Source organism: Actinocatenispora thailandica, from assembly GCF_016865425.1.
Lineage (GTDB): Bacteria > Actinomycetota > Actinomycetes > Mycobacteriales > Micromonosporaceae > Actinocatenispora > Actinocatenispora thailandica.
In genome coordinates this window covers 4927596-4940774 of the sequence record NZ_AP023355.1, presented here as the reverse complement: position 1 = coordinate 4940774, position 13179 = coordinate 4927596, and the positions used below count along the sequence as shown (strand labels likewise).

Here is a 13179-nt window from a genome sequence, read left to right as displayed (position 1 = left end):
TGCCGGCGCTCGGGACATGCCGCGGGCGGTGCCCGCGATCATCACTCGTCGGCGAAGCCGGGCAGCCAGCGTTCCAGCACCGCGCGGTACCCCGCCTTGGCGTTGAGCTGGCACAGCACCCCGATCGAACCCAGCGTCACCCGGTAGATCATCAGGTACGACGGGGGCAGGTTCAGCTTCTTGCCCAGCTGGTAGGCGTCGCTGCGTGGATTCGCCAGCCGGGTCGCCTCGCTGCGCAGCCACTCGCGGGTGAACCGGAACTCGTCGACCGCGATCGGCTCCAGCACCGGGAGCAGGTAGTCCAGGATCGCCTGCGCGTCGACGTCCACGTTCGGCGGGACGAAACCCTCGTCGCGGAGCCCGGCCAGGACCGCCTCGGCGTCGCCGGCGAGGGTCAGCCGGGTCAGCCGCCCGATCGGCTCCGGCAGCCCGTCCGGCACCCGGGCCACCGCGCCGAAGTCGATCACGCCGAGCCGGCCGTCGTCGAGCAGCCGGAAGTTGCCCGGGTGCGGATCGGCGTGCAGCAGGCCGGCGCGGGCCGGCGCGGAGAAGTGCAGCGTCGCCATCCGCAGCCCGGCGAGGTCGCGGTCCTCCTCGCTGCCGTGCGCGATCACGTCGGCCAGCGGCGTCCCGTCCACCCAGGCGGTGATCAGCACCCGGTCGGTGCCGGCCAGCACCTTCGGCACGTAGATCTCGTCGTCGTGCGCGAAGGCCTTGGCCATCGCCTTCTGGGTCGCCGCCTCCAGCTTGTAGTCGAGTTCCTCGGTGACTCGGGCGCGCAGCTCGCCCAGCAGCGGCTTGATGTCCAGGCCGGGCTGCAGGACGCGGAAGAGTCCGGCCAGCCGGGACAGCTGGTTCAGATCGGACACCAGCGCCTTGCCGGCCCCCGGGTACTGGATCTTGACCGCCACCGGGGTGCCGTTGTGGTAGACCGCCCGATGCACCTGACCGATGCTCGCCGCGGCGGCCGGCTGGTCGTCGAACTCGGCGAACCGGCGCTTCCACCGCGGCCCCAGCTCCTCGGCCAACACCTTGTGCACGCTGGCCACCGGCATCGGCGGCGCCGCCTCCTGCAACTTGGTCAGCGCCGCCCGGTAGGGCCCGGTCAGGTGCTCCGGCAGCGCCGCCTCGAACACCGACAGTGCCTGACCGAACTTCATCGCGCCGCCCTTGAGCTGCCCCAACACGCTGAACAGCTGCTCGGCGGTGCGCTGCTGGATCTCCGCGGAGACCATGTCGGCGGCGGTGCCGGTGACCCGCTTGCCGAGACCGAGCGCGGCCCGACCGGCCAGGCCGAGCGGCAGGGTCGCGAGTTTCGCTGTGCGGGACACGGCACGACGCGGGATATCGGTCACGCGTCCCATTGTCCCATCCCAGCGGCCGGTCAGCCCGTCGCGCGCTGGCTGGTACCGGCGCGCGACGGGCCGGCGGTCAGCGGTCGAGGATCTGGCGCCAGGCAGCGCCGAGCGCGGCGGCGTCCGCCCCGGTGGTGCACCGCCAGCCGACGACGCCGTCCGGGCGCACCAGGACCGCACCGCCGTCGGGCAGCCCGTAGCTGGCCCGGAACGTACCGTCGTCGGTCAGCTCGGCGCCGATCCGGTGCGCGGCGAGCGGTACGGCCAGCTCCCCGGCGACCCGGGCGGCGGCCTCGACCCAGCCGGGATCCTCGGTGAGCAGGACGAACCCGGCGAAGAACAGGTCCCGGGTGGACAGCACCGCCCCGTCGCGGTGCAGGACCACGTGCGGGGCGCGGCTGCCGGGGCGGCCGGTGGCGGGCTCGAACCCGTACTCGCCGGTGTCGCCGACGACCGCGCGGCTGGCCATCCGGTAGCCGAACAGGCAGTCGACCGCGCCGGGCACCTCGGGCAGGTCGTCCGGCCGCTCGTCGGGATGCAGCCGCTCGAACCTGTTGACGTACTGCCAGTCGGCGATGGTCTGGCCGTACGGGCGTTGCTCGGCGTCGTGGCTGTCCAGCAGCCCCGGCCCGGCCTGGCCTTGCACGACCGCGGCGAGTTTCCAGGCCAGGTGGATGCCGTCGAGCATCGCGGTGTTGCCGCCCTGGCCGCCGGTCGGTGGCATCAGGTGGGCCGCGTCCCCGACCAGGTGCACCCGGCCGGCGGAGAACCGGTCGGCCACCCGGTGCGCCATCTCCCAGGTGTTGCCGATGTTGCACAGCTCGACCTTCAGCTCGGGCCGCCCGGTCGTGATCCGGATCAGTTCGATCGTCTCCTCGTCGGTGCGGTGCTCGTCGTCGTTGATCCCGAGCACGTACTCGCCGGGGCGGTCGGTGGACACGAACGACGCCGCCCCGGTGGGCAGCGCCGGGTTCTGCACGTAGTACATCAGGATGGCGGTGTCGGGCACCTCGTCGATCAGCTCGTCCGCGCGGAACAGCACGGTCCTGACGTGCCCGAACGGGCCACGACCGTGGTGTCCGACACCGGCCGCGCGGGCGACGGTGCCGCGACCGCCGTCGGCGCCCACCAGGTAGTCGGCGCGCACCTGGTAGCGCTGGTCGGTGCCGAGGTCGTGCAGGGTCGCGGTGACCCCGTCGCCGTCCTGCCGCATCGTCTCCAGCACGGTGCGGAAGCGCAGGTCGGCGCCGAGCTCGGCGGCGCGGGCCGCGATCGCGGCCTCGGCCGCCTGCTGGCTGGCCAGGCCGGCCGGCGCCGGTGACAGCGCGGCGAAGTCCGGGAACTGTTCCGAGTAGCTGTGCCGCACGGTGCCGGTGACGCTGTCGCAGATCACGATCGTCATCTCGGGCCGGCCGGGCGGGGCGGCGGCGCGGATCGCGTCGGCCACCCCGGCGGCGCGGAACGCCTCCATGATCGTCGGTGACTGACCGCGCGCCTTGGGCTGGTTCGCGGTACCGGGGTGTCGGTCGGCGACGATCGCGGGCACGCCGTGCTGACCCAGGAACAGCGCGGTGGTCAGGCCGGCCAGGCCGGCGCCGACGATCAGGACGGGTGTCTGCTCGGACCGCATGCTGGTGCTCCGATCGATAAGATGGTTCGATCCAGCGGATATCTCGTCGCGCCGGATCTCTCGACACATCGAAATATAGGAGGACGCCACGGTGACGTCAAGCGATGCCGCAATGATGTCAGAAAGGCGCCGGGCTCGGCAGCGAGAGGACCTGCTCGCGATGATGCGGGAGAACGCGTCCCGGGCGGTGATCCTGCACCAGACCATCGCCGACCGGTTCGGCCTGAACTCCACCGACATCAAGTGCCTCGACCTGGCCCGGGACGAGCCGGCGCTGACCGCCGGCCGGCTGGCCGAGCTGACCGGCATGTCCACCTCGGCGATCACCGCGGTACTCGATCGGCTGGAGCGGCGCGGCTTCGTCGAGCGTCGCCGTGACCCGGCCGACCGCCGCAAGGTCATCGTGGTCGCCACCGGCGAGCACGTCCGCCGCAACGCCGAGGTCTTCGCCCGGCTCGCCGCCGAGGTCAACGCCCTGCTCGACGACTACGACGAGGAGCAGCTCGCCGCCTTCCTGGCCATCGGCCGCCGCCTCAACGCGGCGACCCGTACCTTCACGGCCGCCCTCGGCAGCGAAGCCCCCGGCCCGGGCGAGGATTCGGCGCCGTCCTGACACGCCCACCGCGCGGTCCCGCCCCGCTCGCCGCGCGGGTCCCGCCGCCCGTCCGTCGGGGGTCGGCGCCGGCTCGGGCGGGCGTCCCGTTCCGACCTCGGACGCCGGGGTCGGCGGCGCTCGGAGGAGCTCGGAGGAGCTCGGAGGAGCTCGGAGGAGCTCGGGGGGCTCGGGGGAGCTCGGGGGAGCTCCGGGGCCGCTCCGGGAGGGCCGCTCCGGGAGGGCTCCGGGAGCGGCTGGCCCTCGATGATGCCACGGTGATGTCAGGCGCGCCGCTGGATGCCGACCCGCAGGCAGCCGCAGCGGGGGTGCGGTGGCCAGCTACGGCGCCGGACGACCCCGGGCGACGGGAGTTCCAGCGTGCCGCCGAGCGTGTCCGGATCCCCGCCGTCCAGTTCCTGCAGCGCCTGGGCGGCGGCGAGCGCCGCGCCCGCCGCGAGCAACGGCGCGTCCACCGGCTCGGGCACCGGGCCGGGCATGGTGGCGAGCTGGGCGGCCAGCACCGGCCAGCACCGGTCCCGGTCGGCGCGGGCCAACTCGACGCAGCGCAGGCAACTGGTGCGGCCGGGGCGCACCAGCGGGCCGACCAGCACCACCTCGTCGCGCACCCACACGCTCAGGTGCCGGACCGAACGCAGGCTCTGCCCGTACCCGAAAGGTGGGGTCGGGCGCGGCCGGCCGAACAGGATGATCAGGTCGGCATCGGGTCCGGTCAGGGCCCGGGTGTCGGTCTCCGGTGCGGCCCGCAGGATCGCGTCGCACACGGCGCGGCGCCACGGGCGCCGCGCGTCGTCGGGCAACACGCCGCCGACTGCCGGGTCGGCGCCGGCGACCACCCCGGCGGCGATCGGGTGCAGTCGGCCGACCCCGGCGGCGGCCAGCAGCGCGCCGGTGGGTGCGGTGAGCCGGCTGCGGCCGACCAGCAGCACCCGGGCCCGGCGCCGGTGGGCCAGCGCCCGAGCCGGCGAGACGGTGCTCGGCAGCCGCATCGACAGCGCCGCGGCCTCGGACTCCAGCCGGCGCCGGGTCGCCGGCGCGAGCCGGCCGGGCAGCAGGCTGCTCGCGTCGCGCAGCAGGCCGCGCTCGGTGAGCGCGCACAGCAGCCGGTCGAGTTCGTGGGCGTCGAAGCCGAGCCGGGACGCCTCGTGCCGGACCGAGGTCTCGGTGTGCCGGCCGTCGAGCAGCCGCAACAGCCGGTCCACCGACGACCGGCCGGAGTGCAGGACGAGCGAGTGCGCCCCGGACAGGCCGACCTGGATCGATCGGCGGTCCCGGTGCAGCGGTGTCACGGTCGGCAGCAGCATGGGTCGTTTCATGCCGTCCACGGTGATTCGCCGATGCTCGGGGTACTCGGGTTATCCACAATCGGTCCCGGGCAATCGGGCGTTGTCCACAGAAAACGCCGGGTTGTCCACAGGAATCCGATCCGTCCTGTCGCCGTTCCGACACCCGAGCGGCGGGGCCGGCACGGGCGGCGGCACCCGAAACGCCGGCGCCGGCGGGCCGGTCGCTCGGGTCCGGGACGCCGCTGCCACGCGGGACGGACGGCAGTCCGGCGGCCGGCCCTCGTGCCGTAACCGGCGGCCGGCCCTCGTGCCGACGCGAAAGACCGGAGGCGCCGTGGTGGCACCTCCGGTCTCGAACGGAACACCGGTACGAAGGATCCGTACCGTTCGGCACGGGCGGACCCGTACCGGTGGATCAGGCCTTGCCCAGGATCCGGTTCATCTTGGTGCCGCAAACCGGGCACGGGCCCTTGGCCATCCGGCGACCGGAGTCGCTGACCGACACCTCGCCCTCGAAGTCCCGCTTCTCCTTGCACTTAACGCAGTAGCCGTTGTAAGTCTCGGCCACGGTGCCCCTCCTCGTGTTGTCCCGGCGCTGCCGGATCGCAGCTCCGGCCCGGCGCGGACCCTACCCAGCGAGGCTGCCCTCCCCTTCGCACCGCGCGGTGCGTGTGAGGAACGCGACCTCGGAGCCGGACGGCCCCGCACAAACCAGCAATCACCAACTGTGTATGGACGAAGACTAAGAGTACGGGTAGCGGTTCGTTGCGCCGCGCCCGGACGCCCACCCCGGCTGCCCCAGCGTTCCCGCGCGTCGGCGCCGGGCGTCGGGTCCGGCGGTGTCGCGCCGCTGACGGCCCGGCACCGCACCGCCTCGTCGTGGTCGGTGCGAGATCCCGGCGCGACGACGCATCCGCCACCTTCCCCGAGCGCCGGAACGAGCGCCGGCCGGGATCTCGTCGTCCCTGACGCTAAGCGGGCCACCCGTCGAGGTCAACGCGGCGCGCGCGAGGAAATACGGAAAAGCGGCCACCAACGCGCCCGTACGGTGCGAAAGCCGCACCGGCTTCGGTGGTACCGGTGCGTCGTCACTGGTACCGAGCCCTCCGGGCCGGATAGCGTGCGAGCGTGACCGAGCAGAGCGCCCCGCCGGCGGGGCCCGACATCGAGGTGCGGCGCAGCGCGCGCCGGCGCAGCACGGTCTCCGCCTACCGCGACGGGGAGCGTGTCGTGGTGCTCATTCCGGCCCGGTTCAGCGCCCGCGAGGAGCGCGAGTGGGTCGACCGGATGGTGCAGCGCCTGGAGCGGCGGGAGCGCCGCACCCCACGCAGCGACGAGCAGTTGCTGGCCCGGGCCGGCGGCCTCGCCCGGCGGTACCTGCCGGACCATCCCGCGGTGGCGGTCCCGGCGAGCGTGCGCTGGGTCGGTAACCAGAACGGCCGCTGGGGCTCCTGCACGCCGGCCGACCGGACCATCCGGCTGTCCCGCCGGCTTTCCGGAATGCCCGACTGGGTGGTCGACTACGTGCTGTTCCACGAGTTGTGCCATCTGGTCGTGGCCGGCCATGACGCCCAGTTCTGGGCGCTGATGGCGCGGTACCCGCGCACCGAACGAGCCCGCGGCTTCCTGGAGGGCGTCTCCGCCACCGCCGGCCTGGCGCTGCGCGACACCGACGACGAACCGTCCGAGGAACCGGCGTCGGAGCAGGAGGTCGGATGACCGGCCGCTGTGTGCTGGTGCTGCTCGACCGGCCGGGCTGGGCGCCACCGGGGGTGCCGGCCGAGGCGTGGCGGCGCGCACTGGCCGAAGACGTCGTCGACCTGCTCGCGCCGCTGGCGGAGGTCGACGTCGCGCTGGCCGCCACCGCGGCCGACCTGCCGCTGGCCGAGGCGATCCGGTGGCCCACCACCGCGGTGTACCAGGTGGCCACGGCGCGGCCGGTCGCGGCGCTGGCAGCGGTCGCGCGGGCCGGCTACCACCAGGCCGCGGTGCTGCCCGCCGACCTGCCGGACCTGCCGGCGCTGCTGATCGGCAAGCTGTTCCGGGCGCTGTCGGACCGGAGCGTGGCCGCCGCGCCCCGGCTGCCGGACCGCGCCGACCTCGCCGCGCTGGCCAGTCGGCTGCCGGTACCGCAGTGGCTGGTCACGGCCGATCCGGCACTGGTCGGTACCGACCAGGCCGCGTTGCGTGCGGCCGGTCGTGCGGTGCCCGGCGCACCGCCGCACGGTGACGTCGCGGCCTGCCCGGGCTGGCATCGGCTGCTCGGACCGGCGGATCTCGCTCGGCTGGACGAGAGCCTCGAAGGCTGGGAGGCGACCCGCGCCCTGCTCGCCACCGGCGCGGTGGGCTGACCGCGACGGTGCCGCGGCCCATACATGGGATGACTGCGGCGCCGAGGCCGGCGGCGCCGAGCGCCAGCTGCGTCGCGACCGGCATCGGCCTGCTGCACGAGCGCCCGAGCTGGAACCAGCCGATCGGCGCCCTGGTGGTACTCGCCGGGGCGGCGCTCTGCCAACCACGGCCGGGTCGACCGGGCACCGTCCGGCCGGCCACCGACGGCGCGGCGCCGGGCCCGGCGCTCAGAGCCCGAGGTCGCGGTGGAGCTTCGCGACGTGCCCGGTCGCCCGCACGTTGTACTGCGCCAGCTGGATCCGGCCCTGCTCGTCGATGACGAAGGTGGACCGGATGACGCCCTGCACCACCCGGCCATAGTTCTTCTTCTCGCCGAACGCCCCGTAGGCCGCCAGCACCTTCTTCTCCGGGTCCGAGACCAGCGGGAAGGTCAGGGCGTCCCGCTCGCGGAACTTCGCCAGCTTGGCCGGCGAGTCCGGTGAGATACCGACCACCTGGTAGCCGGCCGCGGCCAGCGAGTCGAGCGAGTCGCGGAAGTCGCAGGCCTGCTTGGTGCAGCCCGGTGTCATCGCCGCCGGGTAGGCGTACAGGATCACCTTCCGGCCGCGCAGCGCGGACAGTGTCAGCTGCTCGCCGTCGTCGGTGGGCAGGGTGAAGTCGGGCGCCGCGTCCCCCGGGGCCAGCCGTACCTGATCAGTCATGCCCCGAAGCCTATCCGCGGCGCCCGACACTGGGCGGTGCTGTTCGGCTCAGGTGTCGGCGCGATGCTCCGGCACGATGTGCGCGTCGGCGGCGGTGTCCTGGGCCTGCTGCGCAGCCTGCGGCGGCGCGTCGGTACCCGCCGCGGCCCGGCCCGGCGCGCTCACGTTGCGCTGCGGCCACTTCTCCGCACCGCCGGCGGTCGCCTGCCAGTCCTCGTGGCGCGATTCGGTACGGCTGTTGACGACCGTGGCGAGCGACCAGATCACGAAGACGTTCGCGGCGATCACCACGATCGACCAGATCGGGTAGTGCGGCAGGAAGAAGAAGTTGTTGATCGCCGACAGCGCGGCCAGCGCGATCGCGGTCACCGCAGCCCAGCCGGCCCCGCCGAACAGCGCGATCCCGACCAGCACCAGCAACACGCCGAGTACCAGATGGACCCAGCCCCAGGCGGTCGTGTCGAGATTGAACAGGTAGTTGTTCGTGGCCACGTAGAACTGGTTCTTCACGATCCCGACGATGCCCATGATGGCCTCGAAGACACCGATCATCACCATCATCGTCGCCGCGAACACCGACCCGGCCATCGCCAGGCCTACGTGCTGTGAGCGCGCCATGGCTCCCCCCGAAAAATCGGTCCTGCCTCGACGCTACGGTGTGCCCGGCGCCAGCCGACCGGATCCGCGAAACTCGACGGTCGGTTTGACGGGTTGGCGACCCGGTGCGCCGAAACCGCAGATGGCTCGATGCTCCTCGTTCGGCCCGACCGAGCGTGATCGATCATCTATCGTCCAAAGTAGACATCTCCGTGGCGGGGTGGGGGCGAGGTCGCGTGCACCAGGTGATCGGGGACATCCTGCCGCTCGCGCTGACCGTCGCGATCAGCCCGATCCCGATCGTGGCGGTGATCCTCAGCCTGCTCGCGCCGCAGGCCGGCGGAACGAGCCTCGGGTTCCTGCTCGGCTGGCTCGCCGGCATCGTGGTGGTCGGCGCGGTCGTGGTGGCGATCGCCTCGGCGATCGGGCTCAGCACGCACGGCAGCGGCTCGACCGCGGGCGCGATCGTCAAACTGGTGCTCGGTGCCGGCGTCGTGCTGCTCGCCGTGCGGCAGTGGCGGTCGCGGCCTCGCCACGGCGTGGAACCCAAGGCGCCCAAGTGGATGGCGGCCATCGACACGATGACCCTGCCCAAGGCCGCCGGGCTGGCGTTCCTGCTGTCCGGTGTGAACCCGAAGAACCTCGCGATGATCCTCGCCGCCGGAGTCTCGATCGGTTCCGCCGGTCTGCCCCTCGGGCAGGTGGTCGTGGTCCTCGCGATCTTCACCGCGATCGCTGGCTGCACCGTCGCGCTGCCGGTCATCGCGTACGCGGTGGCCCGGGAGAAGGCGCGCGGCATCCTCGACGAGCTGCGTACCTGGCTCGTCGCGCACAACGCCGCGGTGATGGCGGCGGTGCTCGGCCTGATCGGTGTCGCCCTGATCGGCAAGGGAATCGCCGGGATCTGAACTTCGGCCCCGCCACGGCCGCGAGGCTTCGAACCCCCGGCCGACAACCGCCGTCGGGCTCCGAACCACCCGGTGACGAGGGGCCCTGGCGCGCGACGCGCGGGGCCCCGGGGCCCGAAAGCCGGCGGCTCAGGCCACGGCCGCGGCCGGGGCCGCCCCGGCGTGGCCGGCCGCGCGACGGCTCACGCGGCGGAGTTGATCGCGTTGGTCATGGCGCTGACCGACGCGTCGACCTGCTTGCCGTCCACGAACACGGTCGGGGTCTGCTGGACGCCCTTGGCCTGCGCGGCGTTGGACACGTGCGCCACCCACTTCGCGTACTTCTGCGAGGTCACGCACTTGTCGAAGGCGGCGCCGGTGATGCCCGCGCCGTGCGCGACCGACAGGATCTGCTGGTTGGTCAGCCCCTTGCTGTTCTCCGCGGGTTGCTTGCCGAAGATCGCCGAGGTGAAGTCGGGCAGCTTCTTCGCGTCCGCGGCGCAGCCGGCCGCCGCGGCCGACCGGGTGGAGTAGTCGGTGCCGGACGAGTACCGGTTCAGGTAGTCGAGCGGGTGGTAGGTCAGCGTGATGGTGTTGTTGCCGGTGAAGTCGTTGAGCGGGCCGGCCGCCAGCGTCTCGAACTCCTTGCAGTGCGGGCACATGTAGTCGAGGTAGATGTCGACGGCGACGCCACCGTGGCTGACCGGCACGCCGGGGTCGGCGCGGGTCGCGCCGGCGGGCAGCGCGTACGACTGGGCCGCCTGGGCGTTGCGGTGGGTCAGGTAGATTGCGCCGGTCACGCCGCCGGCGAGCAGCACCACCAGCACCGCCACCGCGGAGATCCAGATGGTCCGGCGGCGGCGCCGCTCGGCCGCCTGCTGAGCGCGGATCAACTGGTTCGCGCGCTTCTGGTTCTTGCGGCTACTCATCGTCGTCCTCGTCGTCGTCCACCGCGGGCACCGGCGGGAACAGTACCGAATCCAGGGCGAAGCGGGACCGCGACCACCAGAACACCAGCAGTGCCAGCAGCACGAAGCCCAGGTCGCGCACGATGTCGAGCCCGTAGGTGGTGGACTGGTCGGCGCCGAGGGCGCCGCCGGAGGAGAAGCAGCCGCAGTCGATGCGCAGCCCGCGCGCCCAGACCGAGATGATGCCGCCGATGTAGATGACGAACAGTATCGCCGAGGCAGCCGCCATCACCCGCACCGCGACCCCGACCAGCAGCGCCACCCCGAGCAGCACCTCGATGATCGGCTGCGCCGACCCGATCACCGTGGACAGCCAGTAGGGGAAGAGCTTGTAGGCGGCGACCGAGCTGACCGACTGGGACAGGTCGACGATCTTGGTCCCGCCGGAGACCAGCCAGACCACCGACAGGCCGAGGCGGAGCACCAGGGCGACCCAGGAACCGACCTGGGTGCGGTCGAACCGCGCCCAGTACGCGAACGAGCTGGGTCCCGTCGTGGTGGCCTGTTCGAGCGTCATCTGCTGACCGTCCCGGGTCCTAGGTGGTGGGTTCCAACTTGCCATGGCCGCACGGAGTGCGTCGACATGCTCAACGCGGCCGGGCGCCACACGTGACCGTATTGTTCGCAATCGGCGCCGGTACCGCCCTGCATCGGACGAGCCGGCCGCGTCGACGGCTCCACGTACGCATTATCGTGTGAGCCACATCACGGTGGGAACCGTGGTGTCGGACCCGACGACAGTACTGGCATGGAATGTGGCGAGGCGCGGGCCGGTGCGGCTGGCCGGCCGGTCCGGTGGGCGCGTGGCCGCCGGCGATCCGGCCGGTCGGCAGGGGAGTCGTGACCGCGATCCGGACGAGGATGCACCTGTCGACCCCGCCCCGCTCTGCCCGCCATCGCGCGCTCGGCGTCCTGCTCGCCGCCGTGGTCGCCGCGCTGGCCGTGCTGCTCCCGGCGGCGCCGGCGAGCGCGCACGCGGTGCTGCTGCGGACCGACCCGGGCAGCGGCGCGATCGTGCAGGACACCCCGACCGGCGTGACCCTGACCTTCAACGAGCCGGTGCAGCTGGTGCCCACCGACATCGGGGTGGTCGCGCCGACCGGCGCGAAAGTGGGTGGCACGCCCGCACTGACCCACGACGGCACGGTGCTGCGCATCCCGCTGTCCGCGCGGCTACCGAAGGGCACCTATCTGGTCACCTACCGGATCATCTCCGCGGACAGCCATCCGGTCGCCGGCGGCTTCTCGTTCTCCATCGGCGCGCCGTCCAGGACCGCGCCCGCGGCCACCGGCGGCACCGGAGCCGCCGAGCAGCCGGTGGTCGGTGTCGCGATGCCGGTCGCGCGCTACCTCGGCTACGCCGGTGTGGTCCTCGCGGCCGGTGCCGCGCTGGTCCTGATCTCGCTGTGGCCGCGGCGGCTGCCGCGGCGCGGCCCGGCCCGGGTGATGGGCCTCGGCGTCCTGCTGATCGCGGTGTCCACGCTGGCCGAGGGGTACCTGCAGGTGCCGTACTCGACCGGCGGGTCGCTGACCTCGATCGGCTACCACGACCTGGTGCAGGTGATGAACAGCCGCTTCGGCTGGGCGCATCTGGCCCGGTTGATCCTGCTCGCCGCCGCGGTGCCGCTGCTGTCGGTGATCGGCGCGGCCCGGCGCAACCGGCTCGGCACCGGGGAACGCGTCGCGCTCGCGGCGATGGCCGCGCTCGGCCTGTTCACCTGGGGCTACGGCGGGCATCCGAGCACCTCCCCGGTGCCCTGGCTGACCGTACTGTCCGACGCGGTGCACCTCGGCGCGATCGCGGCCTGGCTGGGCGGGCTGGTGATGCTGGTCTGCTTCCTGCTGCCCCGGTCCGCGCCGCGCGAGCTGGCCGCGATCCTGCCCGTCTGGTCCCGGTGGGCCGCGATCGCGGTCGGCGTGCTCGCCACCGCCGGCATCATCCAGGCCAGCCTGCAGCTGGGCACTCCGGCGGCGCTGGTGCAGACCCGGTACGGGCAGCTGATCATCGTCAAGGTCGTCGCGTTCGCCGCGATCCTCGCCGTCGCCTCGTACTCGCGTGCCGCCTCCCGCCGGTACGCGCTGGCCGGACTCGTCGCGCGAGCGCCGGCCGCCGCCGCGGCGCCCGCCGATCCGGTACCCGAGACCAACCGCGCCGCCCACGACCAGGCCGGACCGGGCGCTGCCACCGACCCGGACGCGACCGAGTTCGCCGACCCGGTCTGGGACGAGGTGTACGCGGCCGGTCCGGCGCGGCCGGACACCGTCGAGGCGTCCCACGACGCGCCGGCCACCGAGGCGGCGGCCGGGCCGCCCGGCGAACCATCCACTGTGGATCGAAAGGCGCTGCGCCGGCTGGTCCTGGTGGAGCTGTGCATCGCCGCGCTGATCCTCGGGGTCACCGCGGTGCTGGTGCAGACCACGCCGGCGCGGTCCGCGGCCAGCGCGGCCAGCCAGGCGAAGCAACTGCCCTACTCGGCGACGCTGAACGACAAGCTGTTCAGCCTGCAGGTGCAGCTGGACCCGGCCCGGACCGGCAGGAACACGCTGCACGCGATCGCCTACCACCCGGACGACGGCAGCCCGGTCCGGGTGCGCGAGTGGAAGGTGACGGCGAGCCTGCCCGGTGCCGGCATCGGTCCGGTGACGATCCCGGTGCAGGCGATCACCGACAACCACGCGATCGGCGAGGTGGCCCTGCCGAAGGCCGGCAAGTGGACGTTCTCCTTCACCCTGCGCATCTCCGAGATCGACGAATCGACCGTCACCACCACGGTGCCGGTGCGCTGACCC

The 13179-nt window shown here is 73.2% G+C and carries 13 protein-coding genes; 5 read left to right on the top strand and 8 right to left on the bottom strand.

The window, feature by feature from the left end:
- Positions 1-41: 41 nt before the first annotated feature.
- Both Athai_RS21960 and Athai_RS21955 read right to left on the bottom strand, forming a co-directional pair.
- Positions 42-1355: an ABC1 kinase family protein gene (locus Athai_RS21960; RefSeq protein ID WP_203963245.1), complete on the bottom strand. Its 1314-nt coding sequence runs from the start codon at positions 1353-1355 to the stop codon at positions 42-44.
- Positions 1356-1431: 76 nt separating this feature from the next.
- Positions 1432-2985, bottom strand: a complete 1554-nt coding sequence (locus Athai_RS21955) for an FAD-dependent monooxygenase (protein ID WP_203963244.1) — start codon at positions 2983-2985, stop codon at positions 1432-1434.
- Between the two features lie 91 nt (positions 2986-3076).
- On the opposite strand from Athai_RS21955, the gene Athai_RS21950 reads away from it, so the two are divergent.
- Positions 3077-3598 carry a MarR family winged helix-turn-helix transcriptional regulator gene (locus Athai_RS21950; RefSeq protein WP_239157088.1) on the top strand — a complete coding sequence of 174 codons (522 nt, stop codon included), beginning with the start codon at positions 3077-3079 and terminating at the stop codon, positions 3596-3598.
- Positions 3599-3861: 263 nt separating this feature from the next.
- On the opposite strand, the gene Athai_RS21945 is transcribed toward Athai_RS21950, so the two are convergent.
- Positions 3862-4914 carry a hypothetical protein gene (locus Athai_RS21945; RefSeq protein WP_203963243.1) on the bottom strand — a complete coding sequence of 351 codons (1053 nt, stop codon included), beginning with the start codon at positions 4912-4914 and terminating at the stop codon, positions 3862-3864.
- A 385-nt stretch (positions 4915-5299) separates the two neighbouring features.
- Positions 5300-5452 carry a DUF5679 domain-containing protein gene (locus Athai_RS21940; protein ID WP_169745899.1) on the bottom strand — a complete coding sequence of 51 codons (153 nt, stop codon included), beginning with the start codon at positions 5450-5452 and terminating at the stop codon, positions 5300-5302.
- Positions 5453-6012: 560 nt separating this feature from the next.
- On the opposite strand from Athai_RS21940, the gene Athai_RS21935 reads away from it, so the two are divergent.
- On the top strand, positions 6013-6603 hold the full coding sequence (locus tag Athai_RS21935) for a M48 family metallopeptidase (RefSeq protein ID WP_203963242.1): 591 nt from the start codon (positions 6013-6015) through the stop codon (positions 6601-6603).
- Positions 6600-7235 (top strand): hypothetical protein, encoded by a 636-nt coding sequence (locus Athai_RS21930; RefSeq protein WP_203963241.1) that lies wholly within the window; start codon positions 6600-6602, stop codon positions 7233-7235. Before Athai_RS21935 ends, Athai_RS21930 begins: the two co-directional genes overlap by 4 nt.
- A gap of 228 nt (positions 7236-7463) precedes the next feature.
- On the opposite strand, the gene bcp is transcribed toward Athai_RS21930, so the two are convergent.
- Both bcp and Athai_RS21920 read right to left on the bottom strand, forming a co-directional pair.
- A complete protein-coding gene (gene bcp, locus Athai_RS21925; RefSeq protein ID WP_203963240.1) occupies positions 7464-7937 on the bottom strand; it encodes a thioredoxin-dependent thiol peroxidase in 474 nt (157 codons plus the stop codon).
- Positions 7938-7985: 48 nt separating this feature from the next.
- Positions 7986-8555, bottom strand: a complete 570-nt coding sequence (locus tag Athai_RS21920; protein ID WP_203963239.1) for a DUF7144 family membrane protein — start codon at positions 8553-8555, stop codon at positions 7986-7988.
- 215 nt (positions 8556-8770) lie between these two features.
- Between Athai_RS21920 and Athai_RS21915 the strand changes: the two genes are divergently transcribed.
- The gene (locus tag Athai_RS21915) at positions 8771-9442 is read left to right on the top strand and encodes a GAP family protein (RefSeq protein WP_203963238.1); all 672 of its coding nucleotides are present in this window, start codon (positions 8771-8773) and stop codon (positions 9440-9442) included.
- Positions 9443-9624: 182 nt separating this feature from the next.
- Here Athai_RS21915 and Athai_RS21910 read toward each other — a convergent pair whose 3' ends face one another.
- Both Athai_RS21910 and Athai_RS21905 read right to left on the bottom strand, forming a co-directional pair.
- Positions 9625-10350, bottom strand: coding sequence for a DsbA family protein (locus tag Athai_RS21910; protein WP_203963237.1), 726 nt, complete (start codon positions 10348-10350; stop codon positions 9625-9627).
- Positions 10343-10906, bottom strand: coding sequence for a MauE/DoxX family redox-associated membrane protein (locus Athai_RS21905; protein ID WP_203963236.1), 564 nt, complete (start codon positions 10904-10906; stop codon positions 10343-10345). The genes Athai_RS21910 and Athai_RS21905 overlap by 8 nt, the downstream gene beginning before the upstream one ends.
- Before the next feature lie 323 nt (positions 10907-11229).
- Between Athai_RS21905 and Athai_RS21900 the strand changes: the two genes are divergently transcribed.
- The gene (locus Athai_RS21900; RefSeq protein WP_203963235.1) at positions 11230-13176 is read left to right on the top strand and encodes a copper resistance CopC/CopD family protein; all 1947 of its coding nucleotides are present in this window, start codon (positions 11230-11232) and stop codon (positions 13174-13176) included.
- Positions 13177-13179 lie beyond the last annotated feature (3 nt).